The sequence below is a fragment of the Bacillus pumilus genome (assembly GCF_003431975.1).
Classification (GTDB): domain Bacteria; phylum Bacillota; class Bacilli; order Bacillales; family Bacillaceae; genus Bacillus; species Bacillus pumilus_N.
Map to the genome: position 1 here is coordinate 1,131,570 of NZ_CP027116.1, position 22,370 is coordinate 1,153,939.

Consider the following 22,370-nt stretch of genomic DNA (forward strand, 5'->3'; position numbering starts at 1 on the left):
GTCAAAGCATAGACAGGGAGGGGAATCATTCGTGAGCACATTTGATCATTCACATATTGAACATGCGGTGGATTCACTTCGAAGTGAAGGTCGTGACCATCACTTAGATCGTGAACCAGAATCGAGACGATCGCACAAATCAGCTCGTTCTCGTCATTCACATCGCCGTCATTGGTTCTTTGGTGGAGGCGGATGCCGCAAGTCACATCGTAGTAAAAAAAGCCATCAAAGCTATCGCTCGAAAAAAAGCCGCTGTTCAAAGAAAAGCGTGAAAAGTGAGAAACCATGCAAAAGTAAAAAGTCATGCAAAAGTAAGAAGTCTTGCAGAAGCAAAAAGAGTGAACCGAAAAAATCATGCCGCAGCAAACACAGATCCCATCATAAGAAAAGCTGCCACAAGTCACATCGCAGCCATCGATCTAAACGTTCTCATCACCACAGACGCAGTCATTCTTGCAAAAGATGTGGAAAGAAAAAGCATCATACCCGCAGCAGAGGAAATGTTGATCGTAAATGGGAGCAAGGAAACATGTGGGAGTACAGACGTTACCGCTAAACATCAGATCATCATTTTTGAAACCCTTTTTAAAAGAGAGTATGATAAAAAAGGGTTTTTTTTATTTCATAGAGAAATAAAATGAGACATCATCACTTAGCGAAATGAAGATTGTGAGGGGAAGACATGAAATTTTTTACAGGTGAGATACATAGCAGAATGTTTATTGGGGTAGTCATTGATGATGAATGGGTTATGGATGTTAAAAAGGCAGAAGCTAAATTATTTGAGCTTGAAACACTGCCGAACTCTTTAGCTGAATGCATCAATATGGGGGACAAGTTTGTTGATCATGTCAGACAGCTTCTGGATTGGGCCGAGAAAAAGGAAGAAGACCGCGGTTCTTATGTATATCCGCTCTCGGATGTGACACTTCATGCACCGATTCCAAAGCCAGCTAAAAACATTATGTGTGTCGGAAAGAATTATCAAGATCACGTTATGGAGATGGGGACTGCAGCAGATATTCCTAAAGATGTAATGATCTTTACAAAGGCACCTACTTCAGTCGTTGGACATGAAGAGGATATTCTCCTTCATGAAGACGTGACGAGTGAACTGGATTATGAAGGGGAGCTTGCGATCGTGATGGGTAAATCAGGAAAAAATATTGCACCAGAAGAGGTTCGTGATCATCTATTCGGTTACACGATTTTAAATGACGTGACGGCAAGAGATTTGCAGAAAAAACACAAGCAATTTTTCATCGGTAAAAGCTTGGATACAACCTGCCCGATAGGACCTTATATTGTGCATAAGTCAGTGATCGAGGATCATGGCGCGCTCCATGTGGAAACAAAGGTTAACGGAGAGGTTCGTCAGTCCGCAAGTACAGAATTAATGATCTTTTCAATCGAGAACATTGTGTCTACTCTTTCAAAAGGGATGACACTAGAGGCCGGTGATATCATTGCCACGGGAACACCTTCTGGGGTTGGCAAAGGCTTTGAACCGCCTAAGTTTTTAGCTTCAGGAGACCGAATTGATATTACGATAGAACCGATTGGAACCCTAACGAATCGAGTCAAATAAAGAGCGCGATGACACAGGATTGTCGCTTTGTGTTCGACTTATTTCGTGGTACGATGAGAAGGTAATTGTTCTGATAAAGGGGGAAATAACAGATGGGAACACATTTACATATTACAGCATGGGTGCTAGGAATTATTTTGTTCTTCGTGGCATTTGCTCTAGCAGGTAAAAATGACAAAGGTGCTAAAATTGTGCACATGATTGTCAGACTATTGTACTTGATCATTATTGCAACAGGTGTAGAGCTGTATGTTCGCACGGGAATGAAAATTCCAGGTTTCGGTGGCGAGTATATCGGTAAAATGATTCTCGGTATTCTTGTGATCGGCTTTATGGAAATGGTTCTTGTACGCAAGAAAAAAGGAAAATCGGTGACAGGTGTATTGATTGGGTTTATCGTATTCGCGATTGTGACCATTCTTCTCGGTTTACGTCTGCCGATCGGTTTCCATATCTTTTAATATAGAAAGGGCATTGCTTACTTCAAGCAGTGCCCTTTTTATGTGGCATCAAACAGTGAAACAAACCGGTGGCCATCAGATGTGGTCCATTCAAAACGAATCTGGCTAGAGGCGTTCTCATGGTGACATTGAAGGGCAAGTGATTGGGTATCTGTCGAAAACTGAAAGAAAGAAACTTGTTGAAAAGAATGAAAGGAGGAGAAAACACAATCGTAGACGGAAAAGCCAAGCTGCTCAACTTGTTCAATGATGTCATAAAAGACGTTTTCAGGGACGAACATAAGAAGATCAAGCCATCCTTTGGCAAGGGATGCCGTATATTGAATCACTTCTCCGCCTTGTACTTCTACTAACTGCCCACTTTCATGAAGAATCATGGACCCGATCAGCTCCCCTTTTGTCCATCTGTCATTTTCCTTCAAACAGATCATCGTGCTTTGAAGACTTTCTGGCAGCATGATTTCTCCTTCTTCATCCTCAATTAGGCAATGCCCATTTTCAATCAGTAAATACCCGCTGCACCATCTTCGGGTGCAGCGTTCAAGTTGCTTCATTCGTTTTTCCATGTGCAAAAGCTCCTTTCCTCTTTCTTTTCTTACCAAATCATGCTTGTCCTATACAACTGAGAAAAAAGGACAAATCAACTATCAAGGAGACGATGCATAAACTAAGAAAGGCTGAATGAGACCACTTGAGGAAAAACGGATGGGAGCTGATGATGATGTGTGGAATAACAGGCTGGGCAGACTTTAAAAAGCAGCTCATCCAACAGGATCATGTAATCGATCAAATGACAGATACATTATCTAAAAGAGGGCCAGATGATACAAATACGTGGAAAAGTGAACACGTTCTTTTTGGGCATAAAAGGTTAGCGGTTGTAGATGTAGAAGGCGGAAAGCAGCCGATGACATATACACATCAAAACCATGCCTATACCGTTGTATACAATGGAGAGCTCTATAATACGGAGGATATAAGAAAAGAATTGTTAAAAAAGGGACACCGCTTCCTTGGGCATTCTGATACAGAGGTGCTTCTTCACGCCTACACAGAATGGAAAGAAGAGTGCGTGACCCATTTTAATGGTATTTTTGCATTTGTGATCTGGGATAGTGAACGTGAATTATTATTTGCAGGAAGAGATCGGCTTGGCGTCAAGCCATTTTTCTATACAGAACGTCATCATTCCTTTTTATTTGGTTCAGAAATCAAAGCGCTTCTTGCTCACCCTGATATGAAAGCGAAAGTCGATCATGAGGGATTATCGGAGATCTTTGGTTTAGGACCGTCTAGAACGCCAGGGCAAGGAGTGTTTAAAGGGGTAAAAGAGCTTAGACCTGCACATGCTTTGACCTTTTCAAAAGACGGCCTGCGTGTGTGGAGATATTGGAATGTCAAAAGCAAGGTGCATACGGACTCACTTGATGACACCACGCAGCACGTCAAGTATCTCTTTACAGATGCCGTCACAAGACAGCTAGTCTCTGATGTGCCTGTTTGCACATTTTTATCTGGTGGCGTCGATTCAAGTGCCATAACCGCCATCGCTGCTCAGCACTTTGAGAAAATTGGGAAAGCACCGCTTCATACGTATTCTGTTGACTACGAAGGAAATGATCAATTCTTTGAATCCAGTCAATTCCAGCCGAATGCTGACGGTCCATGGATTGACCGTATGACCAAAGCGTTTCAAACAAGTCATCACAGCTGCGTCATTGGACAAAAAGAGCTGGCGTCTTATTTGAAGGAAGCCGTTGAGGTCAGGGACTTACCAGGGATGGCAGATATTGATTCTTCCTTGCTTTGGTTCTGCCGAGAAATGAAAAAGGACTTCGTTGTCGGTTTGTCAGGTGAATGTGCGGATGAAATCTTTGGAGGCTATCCTTGGTTCCATATGGCAAATGAAACGACTGGTTTTCCTTGGATGAGATCGACGGAAGCCAGAACGCAGCTTTTGCAAGATTCGTGGCAAAAGAAGCTGTCACTGAAGGAGTACGCACAAAGCAAATATGAAGAAACTGTGGCAGAAACACCGCTTTTAGATGGAGAAACTGGAGTAGATAAAGCCCGTAGAGAACTTTTTTACTTAAATATGATCTGGTTTATGACAACGCTGCTCGACCGAAAAGACCGGATGAGTATGGGGGCAAGCCTTGAGGTACGTGTGCCATTTGCAGACCATCGTCTTGTCGAATATGTCTGGAATATTCCTTGGGAAATGAAAATGCATGGAAATCGTGAAAAAGGGGTTTTGCGAAAAGCATTAGAGGGAATTTTACCGAATGAAGTGCTTTATCGCAAGAAGAGTCCTTATCCAAAAACACATCATCCAGCCTATACACAGGCTGTGAAAGAGATGTTAACAGATTGCCTTGCGCAAAAAGATTCTGTCCTTCACGAATTTCTAGACCCGCATCAACTAAAGCAGCTCATTGAAACGGAAGGCGCTTCCTTTCAAGTGCCGTGGTATGGTCAGCTCATGAAGGGCCCGCAGCTAATCGCCCATTTGGCGCAAATTCATCATTGGTTTGAAACGTATCGAATTGATATAGAAGCGTAATAAAGAGTCGGCTTTCTTGCATTTGGTGAAAGGAAGTCGGCTTTTTTGATACATAGCATGAGACCAATAGAGCACATCAAAAGTTGATCTAATCTTTCTCATTTGTATAATTAACTTAAAGTGAATTAATTTGGAGGAAAAAGGATAATGAAAATCATTGTGATTGGAGCAGGACCAGGGGGACTTGCGGCAGCTATGATGCTTCAAAGCAAGGGACATGATGTTCATATATACGAAAAACAGCCCTTCGTTGGCGGGCGAAACTCTAAGTTTCAACTTGGTGATTTCACGTTTGATACGGGTCCTACCTTCCTCAGCATGATTCATATTGCAGAGGAGCTGTTCACCTTTGCTGGTAAAAATCTTTATGACTATATTGATGTAATTGAATTAAAAGAAATGTATAGATTGATTTTTCAAGACGATCAGCTGGATATGATTCGAGATCGTGACGAAATGTATAGACGGTTAGAAGCCTTTGCCCCTGGTGAGGGTGAAGGGTATGTACGATTTATGAACGATACAAAGCGTAAAATGGACCGACTTACACCGATTTTACAAAGTAAAATGGATCGTTTTCATCATTATTTGCGTCCAAAGGTGCTCAAAGCACTTCCACAGCTTTCATTAAATAAGAGTTTATATGATGTGCTGTCAGACTATTTTTCAAATGAATCAGTGAAATATGCCTTTACATTTCAATCGAAGTACTTAGGAATGTCGCCTTGGGAATGCCCTGGTGCTTTCTCCATTCTTTCGTTTATGGAACATGACACAGGTGTGTTTCATCCGAAGGGCGGTGTCAATCAGCTGTCTGAAGCGATGGCAAAAGCGGCGGTTGAAGCTGGAGCAACGATTCATCTATCAGCTGGCGTTGAAAAACTGCTGACGGAAGGCAGGAAAGTAAAAGGCATTCGCTTACAATCTGGGGAAGAAGTACAGGCAGATGAGGTTGTCGTAAATGGAGACTTTGCATATGTGATGACAAAGCTTGTAGAACCAGGCCTCTTGAAGAAATATAGCGAGAAAAAGTTAAAAAAGAAAAAATTCTCATGCTCTACCTTTATGCTTTATTTAGGATTAGATACCATGTATGAGGAGCCTCATCATACCATCGTTTTTTCTGATGATTATGCTGCATTTGTTAAAGGTATAACAAAAACATATGAGCTGCCAGATGATCCGTCCATTTATATCCAAAATGCAAGTGTCACAGATGACTCACTTGCGCCAAAAGGAAAGTCAGCTCTTTATGTGCTCGCACCTGTTGCCAACAATCAAAGCGGTATTGACTGGGAAACGCATCAAGATGAATTCAGAGAGCTTGTGCTAGATACACTGGAGCGAAAAACCGGTTTTAAGAATGTCAGGCAGCATATAGAAGTCGAGCGGATCATCACGCCGAAGCAATGGGAAGAAGATCTTTACGTATATGAAGGAGCTACATTTAACCTTGGCCACCAACTGACGCAGATGATGGTTCTAAGACCGCATAATGAATTTGATGAATTGGAGCACTGCTGGCTCGTAGGAGGAGGAACGCACCCAGGAAGCGGGCTGCCAACCATTTTAGAATCAGCACGTATCACAACAAATGCCATTCTTTCAAAAGAGAAACATACGCACAAAACAATGCCGCATCAAGAAAAGGGGAGCGCCTCATGAAAAAACACATATTGATTGCAGGTGGCGGTATCGGCGGAATGATCTCAGCGCTCTATTTAAAAAGAGCTGGACATGATGTCACGCTTGTTGAAAAAAATGAGCGACTCGGCGGAAGACTTGCTTTTGTACGTGAGAAAGGATATAAAGTAGATGAAGGTCCGACCATTGTCCTACTACCGGATATGTTAAGAAGTATTTTACAAGAGGTTGGAATTGATGAATCATCACTTGATCTCTTACAGCTTGATCCGCTGTATACAATTCAATATCAAGATGGAACCTCCTACACGAAGTACTCTGATGCACTTCGTCAGCTAGAGGAAATCAGACGTGTTTTTCCAAAGGAAGATCAAGGATTTCTAAGGTTTATGGAAGAAATGACGGACCGATTTCAAGAAGGGCAGCAAGCCTTTTTAGAGAAATCCTTTCATGAAAAACGTACATTTTTTACAAAAGCAAATATGAAGATTTTAATGAAATTAAAGGCGTATCGAACGGTTCAAAGTGCTCTGAAAAAGTATTTCTCAGACGAGCGCCTGCGAGATGCATATGCCCTTCAAACCCTCTATGTCGGAGGGAACCCGTATGAAGCTTCTGCAATTTATTCGCTTGTTTCATATAGTGAGCATGCCCATGGAATCTACTATTTAAAAGGTGGCTATGCAAGCTTAGTAGATATATTGGAAGGGCAGCTCATTAAAATGGGTGTTCATATCAGAAAAAATGAAGAAGTCACGCAACTGGAGTTTGAGGGAAAGCGGGCGGTCAGAGCAAATGTCAGTGACAACCCTATAGCAGCGGATGCTTTTGTGATCAACGGAGATTATCCAGCTACGTTAAAACAGCTTGGTTTAGATGAACAAGATCGGCGAAAATACGTGCCCTCTTCTGGCTGTGTGATGGTGTATCTCGGGTTAAACAAGATGTACCATGATGCACCTGTTCATCAATTTTTTATGGGAGAGCAATTTCATCAGCATATGAAAGAGGTTTTTCAAACGAAGAAGATCCCTCAAGATCCGTCGTTCTATACTTTTAATCCATCGATCATTGATCCATCTCTTGCCCCAGAAGGCTGTAGTGTTTTATATATGCTCATTCCTGTTCCTTCAGGAGATCATATCAACTGGGAAGAGGAGACGGATTTTATAGAGAACATGTTGGAGCGTCTTGAGAAAAGAGGCTTTCGGGGATTGAGAGAGTCGATTGTCTGGAAAAAAGTCAGAACACCAAACGATTCCTTGCGAGAAGGATTGTTTGAAGGCGGCAGCTTTGGACTTGCGCCGAACTTATTTCAATCAGGTGTTTTCCGTCCGCAAGTGAAGGTAGCAGAAAGCGATAATCTTTATGCAGTAGGTGCTTCCATTCATCCTGGCGGTGGGGTGCCGATCGTCATGCAAAGTGCGAAGCTGATGGCTTCCGTACTACTTAAAGATTTGAACGACAGAAAGGAAGTGAAGCTAAGTGGTTGATGTACAAACAGCATTGAAAGTGTGTGAAGAGACGATTCAAACCCATTCCAAAACATTTTACCGTGCTTTTTCCATGCTGCCTAAAAAGAAAAGACAGGCTGTCTGGGCTGTGTATTCCTTTTGCCGGAGAGCAGATGACATTGTAGATGAGTCTCCCTCGCCAAAAGAAGAACTGGCCTCCTTTCGAGAGACGTTTGATCGATTTTTACATGGTGAGGTAGACCGGAATGATCCTATGTGGGTGGCGCTAGAACATACATTTCAAGAGTTTCGTATGGATGAAGCTCCGTTCCGTGATTTGCTCCAAGGACAGGAGATGGATTTAGAGCAGCACCGGTATGAAACGTTAGATGAACTGCTCATTTACTCCTATCATGTCGCTAGTACCGTTGGACTCATGCTACTTCCCATTATTGCACCGCGTAAAAAAGAGCAGCTGAAAGAAGCAGCCATTTCATTAGGGATTGGTATGCAGCTGACCAACATTCTTCGTGACATTGGCGAGGATAAGGCTGAAAGAGACCGTATTTATTTGCCAAAGCAAGTCATGGATCAATTTGGATATACAGAGCAACAACTGCAAGAAGGCATTGTCAATCAAGCATTTCAGCACGTATGGGAGTACATTGCGTTTGAGGCGGAGGCATACTACGAGGAGTTTTTTGACCATCTTCATGAATTCCCGCTGTATTCACGTATACCAGTGAAAGCAGCTGCTCACTTTTATAAAGCCATTTTAGATAAAACAAGAGAAAATGAATACCGCGTGTTTACAAAGCGGTCATTTATTTCGAACCAAGAAAAAGCACTTATTTTAGAAGATATTACGTAAAAAGGACTGCGAGTGCAGTCCTTTCAGCGTGTAGACAAACCCTCGCATTCGGTGTCAGTCCTGTGCGCTGGTGCTCACGAATGTCAAATTCGCTCCGCAAAAGTAGCTGTCCTTCCTAGACTTCAAAGGTTTTCTATCACGCTGAAAAGAAGACAAAGGGCTAAAATAAAGATCATTTTAGCCTTTGTCAACAATCTGAAAGGACTGCGAGTGCAGTCCTTTTTACGTGGAAGAAAAGCGATGCTCCGTCCATACCCTTGAACGCCACCGTCTATACATGAAGATGCCTCTTACCCATTCATCCACGATAAAAGAAATCCAAACCCCAATGAGACCCATCTCAAACTGAATGCCTAACAAATAAGCGATCGGAAGCCCGATGCCCCACATTGAAATCATCGCCATATACACTGGAAACTTCGCGTCGCCAGCAGCCCGCAAGGAATTAATAATGACCATATTAAAAGAACGACCCGGCTCCAAAATGATCGTCAATAAAAGAAGAAGACTGGCAATTTGAATGATCTCGCTGTTGCTAGTGAAGAAAGCAAGCACATGCGTCGATGATAAAGATAAAGCAGTGGAAGAAAGAAGAGAGATGGCGATGGCCCAGTATAAACTTTTCATGCACCTGTGATACGCAGCATCGAATTCTTTCGCCCCAATATGGCGCCCGATTAAAATTTGTGTCCCTTGGCTAATCGCAGCACCAAACAACATAATGAACATCATGACATTTTGAGTATAGACCTTTGCTGCTAACGCCTGCGTCCCCATAAATGTAATAAACAGTGTAATGATCATTTGAGAGCCGTTATAAGAAAGCTGTTCTCCAGCAGAAGGAATACCGATTTTCAGCAGCTTTTTTAAATGTGTCCGCTGTATGTGAAACATTTTCTTCAGTGAAAAGCGTAATCCGATTCGGCGGCGTACAATAAAGATCATGGCCATTAACCCGATCATTCGAGAAAGTGAGGTTGAAAAGGCAACACCCATTACACCTAATACAGGAAAGCCAAATGGCCCGAAAATGACCAAATAGTTACCAGCAACGTTTAGTATGTTCATTCCAATGGTGACATACATCGTATCTCTTGTATAACCATAGCTTTTTAAAATAGCACTATACGTCATAATGAGCGCTTGAATAAAAGAAAGCAGGCCAACAATTTGTAAAAATACCGCCGCATCCGGCATGAGCTCACTTGATAAGCCCATCATGTGTAAAATAGGAACGGCTAACATAAACATGACGAGACTAATGACAAAGCTAATCAAGAAGTTGGTTCCAAGTGAGACATAGGCGACTTGAGCCGCTTCCTGCTTACGGTTCGCTCCTAAAAGCTGGGCAATCACAATCGTCGTTCCTGTTGTAATGAAACTGAACATCACAATCATTAAATTCAGGAGCTGGTTACTGACACCCACTGCGGCAACACTGTTATCGGAATATTGGCTGAGCATGAGTGTATCCGCGCTTCCCATGAGCATATATAAAGAGATTTCAATAAAAATAGGCCAAGTTAATGTAAATAATGAAGGATGGGTTTTTTTACCCTTCGCTTGAACCTTTTGAATAGGCAATGATTGAGGTTTCATCAATCAACCTCCTTTCGTATAAATCCGATTTATAGTGTACCTTGCATCGACTATAATAAGAAGAGATGAAACCGAAACTTATTGGAGAAATCCGACTTCATAAGGGGATGAATATGGATCGATTTATTACATTTACTGTACCGCCGTTTCCCGTATATATTGCTTCAGGTAAAGGTGTATTTCATCAAGGAGAAAGACATATTTCAAGAACCTTCACTGTGTTCGATCTTCTCTATGTCACAAAGGGTGAACTATGGATGACAGAGGACGAAGCCGCTTATCATGTAAAAGAAGGAGATTATATCATTCTCTCACCAGGCTTGTCTCATGCGGGACACATGCCTTGCAAAGAAGAAACTCACTATGAGTGGCTGCATTTCTCAATTGAACCATTTGAGTTGACGAATCGCCCAAGAGAACACTGGTTTGATATGAAACAAAATCAAGCCACCTTTGAAAAGCCGGCAACATATGAATTTAGCCTGCCTCGTATAGGAAAAGTGAAAGGAAGAAATATGTTCGAAAAGCATCTTTCAGCGATGCGAGTGCTAAATGATAACGCCTCTGAACTCCCGCTGAAAAAACAGCTTCTGTTCGAGGAACTGCTCATTCATTTGCAAAAAGAAGCATTTCATATTCCAACTGCAAAGGAAAACGTCGCCTCAGAAGTGATTCAATATCTTGAGCATCATTTTATGAAGAAACTGCAAATGGAGGAGCTGGCAGAGCAGCTACACTATCATCCTGATTACATGACAAGATGTATGCAGACGGTGTATGGACTTACGCCAAACCAATACATCAATCGTCTCAAGGTCGAAAAAGCGAAAACCATGCTTGCCTCAACGAATGATAAAATCGCAGCTATTGCAGAACAAGTAGGCATTGACGACCCTACTTATTTCTCTAAGCTGTTTCGACAAAACGAAGGCATGACACCGATCGAGTACCGTCATTTAGCAAAAAGAACGACAAAGTAAAGGAACGTGAAGAGATGAAAAGAGTCAAGGAAGAGCTTGTGAGCATTCGTCCATTAAACGAAGCCGATTTAGAGAAGGTATGGCATTTAAGATTCAAAGCTTCAGACCAGTCCTATCGAAAGTGGAATGCCCCATATTTTCATGAACAAGAGATTCCGCTTGCTGCATTTAAAAGACAATACTTGCGGGATACATCCATTCCCCCAAAGCTATATGGCATTGAAATAGATGGTGAAATCAAAGGCACGGTGTCTTATTATTGGGAGAATGAACGTACACGATGGCTTGAATGCGGCATTCTTATATATGACTCACATTTTTGGAGTGGAGGCGTTGGAACAAAAGCATTGAGTTTATGGATCGATGAGCTATTTGCCCATATTGATATTCCTCGAATTGGTCTAACCACATGGTCAGGAAATGAACGCATGATGCGGTGCGCGGAGAAATGCGGATTTGTTCTTGAGGGGAGACTGCGAAAGGTTCGTTACTATCAAGGAGAATATTATGATTCGATGCGCTATGGGATGCTGAGAGAGGAATGGCAAAGCCTCCCGCGCCACAATGATGAATCATTTTAGGACAAAAGGATTGAATGTTTGAATAAACTATAAAAGAGACAGGTGCATGTGAGCTGGTTGAACGTGATGGCTTGTCTACATATTAGTCGCCAGCTATCTACTACGGGTTATGCGCTAGGAATTTTTTTGTGTTTTACATCTATGATTGATCACTGGGTACTCAAACACATATTAGACACTACACATTTTCAAAAAGGAGAGATGGAACGTGAGAATAACAGGTTTTTTCGTTTCACTTGCTGTTGCCATTTATTTATGGTTTGATGCGCCAAAGCATCATAAAGACAAATGGCTGTGGGCCATTTTAGGCCTTCTATTTAGTACCATCGTTCTCGGTATTTATTTGATCAAGACAGAGAGGAAGGGGCTCGGCTGGATAATTCTCATTTTAACGATCTTATTTTATCTCATGCTAATCTTCTCTGTTTTGATCGGTATCATTCTTTTCTATCAGGCAAGTCCTTCATGAGGAAGGGCTTTTTTCTTTTACCTTTTGTGCCGGCACACCTGCAATAACAATCTTCTCCTCGTGAAAGGATCGGTTTACAACGGCATTTGCTCCGATTGAAATATGGTGCGCAATATAGATATCCCCAAACAGCTTAGCGCCAGGACCAATCCATACATGATCTCCAATGGTTGGCACATCCTTTTCATGATGGTTTTGCCCAATATTCACCCCTTGATGAATATCACAAAATGCCCCAATTTTAGCATGCTTATTCACAATTAAGAGACCCGTATGATTGATTCTAAGGCCTGGGCCAAAGACACCAATCGGAATATCAAATCCAAGCTGCATGCCTTTCTTTTTATGTAAATAACGATAAAACCATTTTCGTAGTGTAGTACCGCTATTAGAATAGTATTCATATTTTCGTAAAATCCTTTGGTATTTCCATATATCATCCCCAAACCATTTAGGTCTTTTGCGCGTGATGGCTAATGCTTTCTTATCCTGCGCCAAGTAGTGGTGAAGATCGTGCTTCGTTAAAATCATCAAATCCCTCTCCATTCCCTTTTGTTTCAGAGAAATTATACCATTATAACCATTTATATCAATATAGAGTGACGTTATTTCTTTGTTTTTCTGCGTCCGTTTCATCGATTTTCCTGTATGAAATAAGTGCTTCGTGACAAGTAGAACAAAAGAACCAGGAAGATTGTTTTGTAATTTTTTTCAACATCGCTCTGTCTCAGGCGTTGTATCTCCTTATGGCAGTAAAGGTTGTAAACATTACTCGAAAATACTCGCTAAAAAAAGAATATTGCATTCATATGCTTTTCGAATCATCTTTTTGAATACAATTGACTTTCATATCTCACATCCTCTAGGCTAGTAAATGAAAATGATAATCTTTATCAATTGGAGGAGTGTTTTATTATGTCCATCAAAACCGTTTCTAAAAATCAGCAATTTTTAGAGCAGCAAAGTCAAAGAGAATCGAATGCAAGGTCTTACCCGAGACGGTTCCCATTAGCCATGCAAAAAGCCGAGGGTATGATCGTGACAGATGCGGATGGCAGAGAGTTTTATGACTGTCTGGCAGGTGCAGGAACACTTGCACTTGGTCACAATCATCCAGTTGTTATAGAAGCTATTGAACGTATGCTTCATGAAAAAAGACCGTTGCATACGCTGGACATAACCTCAGAAATTAAAGAAGAATTTGTGAATGAAATTTTTTCACACTTACCAGAAGAGTTTGCAAAAAGAGCGAAAATTCAATTTTGCGGGCCAACTGGTGGTGATGCCATAGAAGCAGCAATGAAATTAGTCAAGACAGCGACAGGGAATCGTTCCATTCTTTCATTCCATGGTGCTTATCACGGTGCGACACACGGCACGATGTCATTAAGTGGAAATTTATCTCCGAAGGAAAGAGTGCAAGGATTAATACCTGATGTTCATTTCATGCCATATCCATATGAATATCGCTGCCCGTTTGGAATTGGGGGTAAAGACTCTCACCGCATTTCAAGTTCTTATATCGAGCGCGTATTAAATGACCCTGAAAGTGGTATTCTTCCGCCTGCAGGTATGATCTTTGAAGCAGTGCAAGGTGAGGGAGGCTCTATTCCAGCATCTATTGAATGGATGAAAGAAATGAGAAGAATCACAAAAGAAAAAGGCATTCCTCTCATTATTGATGAGGTTCAATCAGGCATTGGCCGAACAGGTAAGATGTTTGCATTTGAACATGCAGGAATTGTGCCCGACGTCATTGTGCTGTCAAAAGCCATTGGTGGCAGCCTGCCGCTTTCAGTTGTGATTTATGATCAAGATTTAGATCAATGGAATCCAGGAGCACACATTGGGACATTTAGAGGGAATCAAATGGCGATGGCTGCCGGAACTGCTACGCTTAAATTTATCAAAGAAAATAACCTGCTTGATCATGTAGAACGGTTAGGAGATCGTATGCAGGCGCATCTAAAAGACATCCAAAAACAAGTCCCTGCTCTCGGTGATGTGAGAGGCAGAGGTTTAATGATTGGTGTTGAAGTAGTCAATCCAAATGAGAAACAGGATGTGGACGGAAGTTATCCAGCGAATCCTGAGCTGGCTAGTCTCATTCAAAAGAATTGCTTCGATAAAGGTTTAATTGTGGAGACAGGAGGTCGTTTTGGAAGTGTGATTCGCTTCTTACCGCCACTCATTATGACAGAAGAACAGCTAGAAAAAGTCATCGCTATTTTTAAAGAGGCCGTGTACGATGCAATCAACTAAAACTTCTGTTGATTCATTATTTATAAATCAAAGCCAGCTTGGGAGAGAATCCTTCCAAGCGGCTCTTCATACATCTATCGATAGCTTACTTGGTCAGCTGGAACAAGGTACAGGACCATACAGCGGAATATTGCCTGGGAAATTAGCGGCTAGTGTCGAATCGTTATTCCAGTTTCAACCGTCTGGTGAATCCATTGAATCTGTCTTTCGAGATATAAAAGAGCATCTTTTGCCGCATTTGATCGATGTATCACATCCTAAATGCTTGGCACATCTACATTGCCCGCCGCTCATTCCTGCACTTGCCGCAGAGGTGATGGTGAGTTCCTTTAACCAATCAATGGATTCCTTTGATCAAAGCGGTATTGCTTCTTTGGTTGAGGAGGAAATTCTTAAGTGGCTATGTGCGAAGTTTTCTTATGGTGATCTAGCAGATGGCACATTTACGAGCGGCGGAACCCAGTCTAACTATATGGGGCTACTTTTGGCGAGAGATGCCTTCTGTCAAAAGACATGGCAGTGGAACGTTCAGCAGAAAGGCTTACCAGGCGAAGCTCATCGCATGAGGATTCTTTGCTCTAAAAATGCTCACTTTACTGTGAAAAAATCTGCATCCCAGCTAGGTTTAGGGGAGCAGGCAGTCGTATTGGTCGAAACGGATGAGCACCATCGAATGGACCTTGATGATCTAAAAAAGCAGATGGCTGAGTTGAAGGAGCAGAACTTGCTGCCTTTCGCGGTAGTAGCCACTTGTGGGACAACGGATTTTGGCAGTATTGACCCAGTTCGTGATGTGTCTGACCTTGTTAAGCCATACGGTTTATGGATTCATGCAGATGCTGCCTACGGCGGAGCACTTGTATTAAGTGAAATCTATCGAAGTAAATTAGACGGGATTGAGCTTGCGGATTCAATCACGATCGACTTTCATAAACAATTTTATCAACCGATATCCTGCGGGGCATTTTTACTAAAGGATAAAAGACATTTTGGTTTGATCGATTATCATGCAGACTATCTGAATCCAAAGGAAGATGAACTCGATGGTATTCTACATCTCGTCAATAAATCTGTCCAAACGACGCGCCGATTTGATGCTTTGAAATTACTTCTCTCTCTTCGTCTAATTGGAGAAGACGGTTTTGGCGACATCATTGACCATACCATTCATTTTGCGAAAGATGTGGCTACGCTTATTGAGATCAATGATCACCTTGAAGTCATCAACCGAGAGCCAGAAATCAATGCAGTTGTCTTCCGATTTAAGGATGAGCACCGAGCGGATGAGATTAATAAAATCATTCATCGGACATTATTCAAAACAGGAAAAGCTGTCATTGCGAAAACAGTGGTTGATGGCCGAACATGCTTAAAATTCACTTTGTTAAATCCGAGAACGACAATCACACATATTGAGGAAATCCTTTCTGACATCGTTGATATCGGGATCGCTCATATTCAATCCGGGAGGGTACTACGTTGAGTCAATATAAACAAATGGCTGAAAATGCAACTATGCAAAGCTTTTTAAACTGTTTTTTACGTGAAACAGGAATCGATCGATCTGCAAAAAAAGAGACGAGACCAGATGGCTCGGTTGTATTTATTGCAAAACTAGCAAAACAAGATCTAGAGCTTGTGATTCCGATTCGATATGTTTCACGTGTTGGCCGCCATCTCTTTGATTTTCCGATTCGTTTTCGCCCGCAAGGCAGTGAACAAGAAGGAGTAATTGTCGATTACACGACACTTGTTGCTCTATGTTCAAAGGAGCTTCTCATTGAATATGGCCGCACAGATGCAGAGGATGAATTCATGCTTCGCATCATTTTAAGCTGCCGAAATATTGAACGGTTCTTAAAGGAGAGAGAAAGTGATCGATCCGCTCTTTCTGAAGCCGATTTTGAGTATATCGAGGCTGAGCAGTCACTTCTCCTTGGTCATTTAACGCATCCTACCCCAAAAAGCAGACAAGGAATGACAGAGGAGGAGGAAGCAATCTATTCTCCTGAGCTGAAAGGGACTTTCCAGCTTCATTACTTTAAAGCGCATCATTCGATTGTGCTTCAGGATTCGTCTATTACACAGTCTGCGGCAAGTCTCATGCTAGAGGAGCTCTTGCGCCAAGTGCCAGAAGAAAAAGAGAGACTGAATACGTTAGTAGAAAACGGAGAATATGTGCTCATTCCGATTCACCCGCTTCAAGTCAAGGTGGTCTTAGAGAAGGCGTTTGTCAAATGGTATATAGAGGAAGGGAAACTCACTTATTTAGGGCCGCTCGGATCTGAATACACAGCGACGTCTTCCTTTAGAACCGTCTATCAAAAGGACTCTGCTTACATGCTCAAATTCTCTGTTCCTGTGAAAATTACAAACTCCTTACGTATCAATAAACAAAAGGAACTCGATCGCGGAGTAGAAATGTCGCGCATTTTAAAAACAGAATTAGGAGTTTCTTTATACGATAAATTCCCTGGCTTCCGGGTCATTGAAGATCCTGCCTATTTATCTATTCAAGGAGATGAAGCAGAATCTGGCTTTGAAGTAGTCATTCGTCAAAATCCATTTTTGCATCGTGAAAAAGGAGCAAGCTTAATTGCTGGATTATGTCAGGACCATGCGTATGGTGGAAGATCGCGATTAGCTGGAATCATACATGAACTTGCAGATGCAGAAGGCCGATCAACGGAGGCTGTCAGCCAAGATTGGTTTAAGCAATATTTAACCATATCGTTAGAACCGATGCTCTGGCTGTTTGAAACATATGGTCTTGCACTGGAAGCGCATCAGCAAAATGCTGTTGTGCAAATGAAGGCTGGTTACCCGGACACCTTCTATTATCGGGACAATCAAGGCTACTATTATAGTGAATCGAAAAAGGATAAGCTCGCCAATCTTGTTCAGAATTTAAGCGTGAGAAGTGAAACGATATGTGCAGATGATGTGGCTGTTGAGAGACTCCGTTATTATTTCTTCTTTAATCATTTATTTGGTCTCATTAACGGCTTTGGCACAGAAGGGTTAGCGAAGGAAGAGAACTTGCTGGTGCTTGTGAGAGACACATTGCTCGCTCATGAGGAGACATTCGGGGCGTCTGAACTGACAAACAGCCTTCTCCGCTCAAAAGAACTTCCTTCAAAAGCGAATTTGCTGACACGTTTTGAAGATATGGATGAGCTGACAGGATCTCTGGAAACACAGTCGCGCTACACAGCGGTCTTGAATCCGCTCTTTTTACATAAGGAGGCACTGATTGGATGAGGCATCGTATAGGGTTTATTCGAGCTGAATATGAAAGGGATGTCCAGCTCGTCCACAAATGGATGCAAGAAGAGTACGTTCACCCATTTTGGCATTTGAATATTCCGTTTCCTGCTTTTGAAAAGCATTTTTATCAGGCGATTCATGATCCGCATCAAACCCTTTATTTAGGCACAATTGATGGGACGCCAATGAGTTATTTTGAGGCATACAACGTCAAAGGAGATGTCATTGAATCCTACTATCAGCCTTCTCCGCATGATCAAGGCATCCACCTGTTAATAGGGGAGCCGGATTATGTAGGAAAAGGATTTGCGGCTCCACTGCTTCAGGCCATGACAGCATTTCAATTTGAACAGAACAAACGAACAGAAAAAATCGTCGCTGAGCCTGATATTCGCAATGAAAAAATGATCCATGTATTTGAAAAATGCGGCTTCGAACGTGTAAAACCAGTTAATTTACCAGATAAAACAGGTCTTTTGATGTTTTGTAATCGAGAACGATTCGAAAGGAAGTATAACCATGACGAGGTTCAACAAGCAAAATAATGTAGTGGATGTAATTGGGATCGGTATTGGTCCTTTTAATCTGGGACTTGCCGCATTATCTGAAGAGGTAAATGAAATCGACGCTCTATTTTTTGAAAAAAGTGAAGCCTTTCATTGGCATCCAGGGATGCTCATTGAGGGGACAACACTGCAAGTTCCTTTTTTGGCAGACCTTGTCAGCATGGCAGATGTGAAAAGCAAATATAGCTTTCTTAACTATTTGCAGGAACAAAACCGTTTGTATTCATTTTACTTTCTAGAGGATTTCCACATCCCGCGCAAGGAATACAGTCATTATTGCCGCTGGGTTGCTGATCAGTTAGACTCTTGCCGATTTGGCATGAATGTCGAATCTATCTCATTGATCGAGAAAGCAGGAGAAAAGCGGTATGAAGTGCATGTCCGTCATGTGAACGATCAAACCGTAGAGGTATTTGAGAGTAAGCATCTCGTTTTAGGAATTGGTACACAGCCTGCGATACCAGCATCGCTCCAGCCAGCTTTAGGAGAGAGAGTTTTTCACTCTGCTGACTATTTAAAACGAAAGAAAGAAGGCTGTTTCAAAGGGAAATCTGTGACAGTGATCGGCTCTGGCCAAAGTGCGGCCGAAGTGTTTTATGATATTTTGTCAGATGATGAGGCGAAGGATATTCACTGGTTCACACGCTCTAAAGGATTTTTCCCAATGGAATATTCAAACCTTGGTCTTGAATATTTCTCTCCAGATTATATTGATTTCTTTTATGAGCTTCCGCAAACAAAAAAGGATTCGTTGTTAAAGCAGCAAGATTTGCTGTATAAGGGCATCAGCTCTGCAATGATCCGTGATATTTATCATTTGCTTTATGAACGTTCAGCATGCGGAGAGCAGTTGAACACAGTGCTTCAAGCGATGACGGAGATCAACTTAATTGAAGAAACAGCGGAAGGCTTATCTCTTTCATGCACGCAATGGGTCAAAGAGGACTCCTTTACACATGAGACAGATATTGTTGTGCTGGCGACGGGGTATCAATCGGTACTGCCGCCGTTTATCAACCCAATTTCTCACCACATTCAATGGGACGATCAAGGACGGTTCCAAGTTGAACGTGAATATCGTTTGAAAACAAATACGATGGGTGAAAATGATATTTTTGTGCAAAATGCAGAGCTTCATACACATGGGGTTGGCGCTCCAGATTTAGGGCTTGGGGCTTACCGAAACAGTGTGATTATCAATGAACTTGCTCGTCAAACCGTGTATCCACTTTATCAAAAGCACGTCTTCCAGACATTTGGTACACATCAGAACGTCAACACATTTGAAAAAATCAAAGGTTAAGGAGGATGAAGCGATGAGTGTACAAGATGAATTGAAAAAAGCGGTGAATCCGGCTGCTTGGAAAAAGGCAAACCAGCGAATGGTGGCAAAAATGCTGTCTGAATACATGTATGAGGATATGCTTCATCCCGTGCAGCTAGATCATAAGGATGGCATTGCCCAGTACGAATTAATCATTCACGAACATAAGAAATATCGTTATCTGGCAAAACCTCGGTTGTTTGATAGTTTTGATACAATTGCTGAATCAATCGAGTGCTGTCAAGACGGAAAATGGTCAAAGGATGTCAGTGCAATCGTGTTTTTGCTAGACATTCAGCCGCTCATTCCAATGTCTTCTGAGACAACAGGCCATCTTATCAAAGAACTTCATCATACCCTGTTAGCGGATGTCCATTTGCTGTCAAAAAAAGCACTTTGTGCGGATGAACTAACAGATACTGATTATGCATGGATTGAAGGAGAAATGACAGGCCATCCTTGGATTGTGTATAACAAAGGACGCATTGGGTTCAGTTACGATGACTACCTAGCCTATGCACCTGAAAGGCAAGAAAGTGTGCAGCTCTCTTGGATTGCTGTTCACCGGGATCTTGCGACATTTCATGCGGTCGATCATGAACATTATGATCAGGTGATCGCCAAAGAATTAGATGAAGTCACAATCCGGCAGTTTCACCGCGTGTTAAAGGATGAAGGACTGAATGCAGATGATTATTATTTGATGCCTGTTCATCAGTGGCAATGGACACATATGATTATTCAGCATTTTCCGGAAGATTTGGCCCTGCGCCGGATTGTGTATGTAGGAGAGGGGCTGGATCAATACATCCCGCAGCAGTCAATCAGAACCTTTACAAACATCTCGAATAAAGGAAAGCATCATATTAAACTGCCAATGAGCATTTTAAACACACTCGTGTACCGGGGGCTTCCATCAGAACGAACAGTCATTGCTCCGCGCATTACAGCACATATTAAAGGAATTGCCGATCAAGACTCATTTTTATCGGATGTCTGCCGCGTGATTTTGCCTGGTGAAAATGCAAGTATCAATGTTGATCATCCATACTACAGCAAACTGCCTGGTGCGCCGTATCAATATCTTGAGATGCTCGGTGCCATTTTTAGAGAAAGTATTTACACGTACTTAGATGAAGGAGAGAGCCCTGTTACACTGGCAGCACTTACTTATGAAGATCATGAAGGTGAGCCGTATGTGAAACAGCTGATAGAAAAATCAGGTCTCTCAGCAAAAGAATGGATGGCGAAGTTTTTCCATGTTGTGATGCCGCCGCTGCTACACTTTATGTATCAATACGGCACCGTCTTTTCACCGCACGGGCAAAATACAATTCTTGTGTTAAAAGATCATCAGCCGCATCGTTTGGCGATCAAAGATTTCGTTGATGATGTGAATATTAGTGATCAGCCGCTGCCTGAATTGGCTTCATTAGAAGAAGATTTGAAAGAAGTGCTGCGCAGTGAACCGCCGGAAGGTCTAGTGCAGTTTATCTTTACAGGACTGTTTATTTGTAATCTGCGTTACGTATCAAACGTGTTAGACAATCATCAGCTGTTGGATGAAACAACGCTTTGGCGTTTGCTTGCAGAAGAAATTCAGCAGTATCAAAAGCAATTCCCGCAGCTGAAGGATCGTTTTGAACTATTTGATCTATTCCAGCCGAAGCTGACAAAGCTGTGCTTAAATCGTAATCGAATGATTGATTATGGGTACGGAGATGGAGATGACCGCCCGCATGCGTCAGAGCATGGGAAGGTCACGAATGCACTCGCCCATGTTCTTTCGTCCGCCTGGGAGAAGTAATAGAAGAGCTGTAGACAATGATTGTCTACAGCTCTTTATTTTTTAAGAAAATGCTTGAGAGGCGAGGAAATAGAGAAGTGCGGGATCGTTCAGCTTTTCCTTTCCACGAATCATCATAAAATGCGCCTTGTTTGTTTTCGTAAAACCTGCTTCAACAAGTGATTCATGCAGGCGCTCAGCTGTTTCTTCCTGCATATCTAAACGAATCGCACCTGAATAAGACGAGATGAGTGAATGGATGAGTGAGAGAGCGGTATGTTCATCATTTGCTGTAAGTGGTCCGATCATTAAATTGGCAGGCGTTTCAACGCCAAACGCAAATCCAGTCGTTTCATGATGTTCATTTTTGGCAATGGTACGCACTCTTGCCCTGTTCATTCGGTTTTTTAAAAAGCTTGATCGATTCGTGCCTGCACCTTTTTCATCAAGTGCTTCAATGGATGGAAGGTGCGTTTCATCGGCAGGAGAGAGGTGAATGTCATCTGACACATGAAGAGCCTCTCGGTTCGGCTTTTGTGCTTTGTAAGTCGAAATGTAGCCAGCTGTGTGAAATCCGATTTTTTCGTAAACAGGCCGTCCTTGGACGGTGGCGGTTAAAACGACAGGAATGCTTTGATCACTTTGGTCTAGCAGGGTGTCAATCATTTTCCTTGCAAGACCTAAGCCGCGATGTGTCTCAGATACAATGACGGCACCAATTGACGCCACTCGATCATATTGGAAAAGTCCTGCACACGAGATGACTTGTCCGTCAGTTGTTGTAAAACCTGTAAAGGACCCGTTTGTTAAAAGAGATGTGAGTTCTTCCGCATTGTAATCAGGCCAGTCAACTTCTTTAGACAATGCGATGAGATCTGGTATATCCTCAAGGGTTAATGCTCGTTGAACAACGTTTGTCATGTCACGCAACTCCTTCTTAGCTGAATTCATCTAT

20 protein-coding genes are annotated in these 22,370 nt (G+C 42.2%); 16 read left to right on the forward strand and 4 right to left on the reverse strand.

Annotated elements, in window-relative coordinates; translation table 11 throughout:
* The first annotated feature begins 31 nt into the window (after positions 1-31).
* The 3 genes from cotG (at position 32) to C5695_RS05695 (ending at position 2,049) form a co-directional block, all read left to right on the forward strand.
* Positions 32-556 carry a CotG/ExsB N-terminal domain-containing protein gene (gene cotG / locus C5695_RS20910; protein ID WP_423749843.1) on the forward strand — a complete coding sequence of 175 codons (525 nt, stop codon included), beginning with the start codon at positions 32-34 and terminating at the stop codon, positions 554-556.
* Between the two features lie 126 nt (positions 557-682).
* Complete coding sequence (locus C5695_RS05690; protein ID WP_117729898.1) at positions 683-1,588, forward strand: fumarylacetoacetate hydrolase family protein; 906 nt, start codon at positions 683-685, stop codon at positions 1,586-1,588.
* A 92-nt stretch (positions 1,589-1,680) separates the two neighbouring features.
* Positions 1,681-2,049 (forward strand): YisL family protein, encoded by a 369-nt coding sequence (locus tag C5695_RS05695; protein ID WP_034663442.1) that lies wholly within the window; start codon positions 1,681-1,683, stop codon positions 2,047-2,049.
* Positions 2,050-2,087: 38 nt separating this feature from the next.
* Here C5695_RS05695 and C5695_RS05700 read toward each other — a convergent pair whose 3' ends face one another.
* Positions 2,088-2,615 (reverse strand): DUF2777 family protein, encoded by a 528-nt coding sequence (locus C5695_RS05700; RefSeq protein ID WP_117729899.1) that lies wholly within the window; start codon positions 2,613-2,615, stop codon positions 2,088-2,090.
* A gap of 155 nt (positions 2,616-2,770) precedes the next feature.
* On the opposite strand from C5695_RS05700, the gene asnB reads away from it, so the two are divergent.
* The 4 genes from asnB (at position 2,771) to C5695_RS05720 (ending at position 8,581) form a co-directional block, all read left to right on the forward strand.
* A complete protein-coding gene (gene asnB / locus C5695_RS05705; protein ID WP_117729900.1) occupies positions 2,771-4,612 on the forward strand; it encodes an asparagine synthase (glutamine-hydrolyzing) in 1,842 nt (613 codons plus the stop codon).
* A 147-nt stretch (positions 4,613-4,759) separates the two neighbouring features.
* Positions 4,760-6,277: a phytoene desaturase family protein gene (locus C5695_RS05710; protein WP_117729901.1), complete on the forward strand. Its 1,518-nt coding sequence runs from the start codon at positions 4,760-4,762 to the stop codon at positions 6,275-6,277.
* Complete coding sequence (locus C5695_RS05715; RefSeq protein ID WP_117729902.1) at positions 6,274-7,749, forward strand: phytoene desaturase family protein; 1,476 nt, start codon at positions 6,274-6,276, stop codon at positions 7,747-7,749. The genes C5695_RS05710 and C5695_RS05715 overlap by 4 nt, the downstream gene beginning before the upstream one ends.
* Positions 7,742-8,581, forward strand: a complete 840-nt coding sequence (locus tag C5695_RS05720; RefSeq protein WP_117729903.1) for a phytoene/squalene synthase family protein — start codon at positions 7,742-7,744, stop codon at positions 8,579-8,581. Before C5695_RS05715 ends, C5695_RS05720 begins: the two co-directional genes overlap by 8 nt.
* Before the next feature lie 222 nt (positions 8,582-8,803).
* Here C5695_RS05720 and C5695_RS05730 read toward each other — a convergent pair whose 3' ends face one another.
* Complete coding sequence (locus C5695_RS05730) at positions 8,804-10,180, reverse strand: MATE family efflux transporter (protein ID WP_117729904.1); 1,377 nt, start codon at positions 10,178-10,180, stop codon at positions 8,804-8,806.
* A 113-nt stretch (positions 10,181-10,293) separates the two neighbouring features.
* Here C5695_RS05730 and C5695_RS05735 point away from each other — a divergent pair, with 113 nt between their 5' ends.
* From C5695_RS05735 to C5695_RS05745, 3 genes are all read left to right on the forward strand, one after another.
* Positions 10,294-11,160, forward strand: coding sequence for an AraC family transcriptional regulator (locus tag C5695_RS05735; protein WP_117729905.1), 867 nt, complete (start codon positions 10,294-10,296; stop codon positions 11,158-11,160).
* 14 nt (positions 11,161-11,174) lie between these two features.
* The gene (locus tag C5695_RS05740) at positions 11,175-11,741 is read left to right on the forward strand and encodes a GNAT family N-acetyltransferase (protein WP_117729906.1); all 567 of its coding nucleotides are present in this window, start codon (positions 11,175-11,177) and stop codon (positions 11,739-11,741) included.
* A gap of 208 nt (positions 11,742-11,949) precedes the next feature.
* Entirely contained in the window at positions 11,950-12,210 is a 261-nt protein-coding gene (locus tag C5695_RS05745; protein ID WP_117729907.1) for a hypothetical protein, read from the forward strand.
* Here C5695_RS05745 and C5695_RS05750 read toward each other — a convergent pair.
* Positions 12,205-12,741, reverse strand: coding sequence for a serine O-acetyltransferase (locus C5695_RS05750; protein ID WP_117729908.1), 537 nt, complete (start codon positions 12,739-12,741; stop codon positions 12,205-12,207). The two genes, C5695_RS05745 and C5695_RS05750, sit on opposite strands and share 6 nt — an antisense overlap.
* A 384-nt stretch (positions 12,742-13,125) precedes the next feature.
* Here C5695_RS05750 and C5695_RS05755 point away from each other — a divergent pair, with 384 nt between their 5' ends.
* From C5695_RS05755 to C5695_RS05780, 6 genes are read left to right on the forward strand one after another with little or no spacing between them, the layout of a single operon-like run.
* The gene (locus C5695_RS05755; RefSeq protein ID WP_117729909.1) at positions 13,126-14,472 is read left to right on the forward strand and encodes an aspartate aminotransferase family protein; all 1,347 of its coding nucleotides are present in this window, start codon (positions 13,126-13,128) and stop codon (positions 14,470-14,472) included.
* Positions 14,459-15,955 carry a pyridoxal phosphate-dependent decarboxylase family protein gene (locus C5695_RS05760; RefSeq protein ID WP_117729910.1) on the forward strand — a complete coding sequence of 499 codons (1,497 nt, stop codon included), beginning with the start codon at positions 14,459-14,461 and terminating at the stop codon, positions 15,953-15,955. The genes C5695_RS05755 and C5695_RS05760 overlap by 14 nt, the downstream gene beginning before the upstream one ends.
* Positions 15,952-17,733 carry an IucA/IucC family protein gene (locus C5695_RS05765; protein WP_117729911.1) on the forward strand — a complete coding sequence of 594 codons (1,782 nt, stop codon included), beginning with the start codon at positions 15,952-15,954 and terminating at the stop codon, positions 17,731-17,733. Before C5695_RS05760 ends, C5695_RS05765 begins: the two co-directional genes overlap by 4 nt.
* The gene (locus tag C5695_RS05770) at positions 17,730-18,284 is read left to right on the forward strand and encodes a GNAT family N-acetyltransferase (RefSeq protein WP_117729912.1); all 555 of its coding nucleotides are present in this window, start codon (positions 17,730-17,732) and stop codon (positions 18,282-18,284) included. The genes C5695_RS05765 and C5695_RS05770 overlap by 4 nt, the downstream gene beginning before the upstream one ends.
* Entirely contained in the window at positions 18,259-19,608 is a 1,350-nt protein-coding gene (locus C5695_RS05775) for a lysine N(6)-hydroxylase/L-ornithine N(5)-oxygenase family protein (RefSeq protein ID WP_117729913.1), read from the forward strand. The genes C5695_RS05770 and C5695_RS05775 overlap by 26 nt, the downstream gene beginning before the upstream one ends.
* 13 nt (positions 19,609-19,621) lie before the next feature.
* A complete protein-coding gene (locus tag C5695_RS05780; protein WP_117729914.1) occupies positions 19,622-21,436 on the forward strand; it encodes an IucA/IucC family protein in 1,815 nt (604 codons plus the stop codon).
* A gap of 42 nt (positions 21,437-21,478) precedes the next feature.
* Here the strand turns inward: C5695_RS05780 and C5695_RS05785 are convergent, their stop codons facing one another.
* Positions 21,479-22,336: a GNAT family N-acetyltransferase gene (locus tag C5695_RS05785; RefSeq protein WP_117729915.1), complete on the reverse strand. Its 858-nt coding sequence runs from the start codon at positions 22,334-22,336 to the stop codon at positions 21,479-21,481.
* Positions 22,337-22,370: the final 34 nt, after the last annotated feature.

Excerpts from the sequence above, each read along its gene's own strand:
- C5695_RS05735 (WP_117729905.1), top strand. The coding sequence starts at position 10,294 with ATGGATCGATTTATTACATTTACTGTACCGCCGTTTCCCGTATATATT.
- C5695_RS05750 (WP_117729908.1), bottom strand. The coding sequence starts at position 12,741 with ATGATTTTAACGAAGCACGATCTTCACCACTACTTGGCGCAGGATAAG.
- C5695_RS05700 (WP_117729899.1), bottom strand. The coding sequence starts at position 2,615 with ATGGAAAAACGAATGAAGCAACTTGAACGCTGCACCCGAAGATGGTGC.
- C5695_RS05730 (WP_117729904.1), bottom strand. The coding sequence starts at position 10,180 with ATGAAACCTCAATCATTGCCTATTCAAAAGGTTCAAGCGAAGGGTAAA.
- C5695_RS05755 (WP_117729909.1), top strand. The coding sequence starts at position 13,126 with ATGTCCATCAAAACCGTTTCTAAAAATCAGCAATTTTTAGAGCAGCAA.
- asnB (WP_117729900.1), top strand. The coding sequence starts at position 2,771 with ATGTGTGGAATAACAGGCTGGGCAGACTTTAAAAAGCAGCTCATCCAA.
- C5695_RS05715 (WP_117729902.1), top strand. The coding sequence starts at position 6,274 with ATGAAAAAACACATATTGATTGCAGGTGGCGGTATCGGCGGAATGATC.
- C5695_RS05710 (WP_117729901.1), top strand. The coding sequence starts at position 4,760 with ATGAAAATCATTGTGATTGGAGCAGGACCAGGGGGACTTGCGGCAGCT.
- C5695_RS05690 (WP_117729898.1), top strand. The coding sequence starts at position 683 with ATGAAATTTTTTACAGGTGAGATACATAGCAGAATGTTTATTGGGGTA.
- C5695_RS05770 (WP_117729912.1), top strand. The coding sequence starts at position 17,730 with ATGAGGCATCGTATAGGGTTTATTCGAGCTGAATATGAAAGGGATGTC.
- C5695_RS05695 (WP_034663442.1), top strand. The coding sequence starts at position 1,681 with ATGGGAACACATTTACATATTACAGCATGGGTGCTAGGAATTATTTTG.
- C5695_RS05760 (WP_117729910.1), top strand. The coding sequence starts at position 14,459 with ATGCAATCAACTAAAACTTCTGTTGATTCATTATTTATAAATCAAAGC.
- C5695_RS05775 (WP_117729913.1), top strand. The coding sequence starts at position 18,259 with ATGACGAGGTTCAACAAGCAAAATAATGTAGTGGATGTAATTGGGATC.
- C5695_RS05780 (WP_117729914.1), top strand. The coding sequence starts at position 19,622 with ATGAGTGTACAAGATGAATTGAAAAAAGCGGTGAATCCGGCTGCTTGG.
- C5695_RS05740 (WP_117729906.1), top strand. The coding sequence starts at position 11,175 with ATGAAAAGAGTCAAGGAAGAGCTTGTGAGCATTCGTCCATTAAACGAA.
- C5695_RS05785 (WP_117729915.1), bottom strand. The coding sequence starts at position 22,336 with ATGACAAACGTTGTTCAACGAGCATTAACCCTTGAGGATATACCAGAT.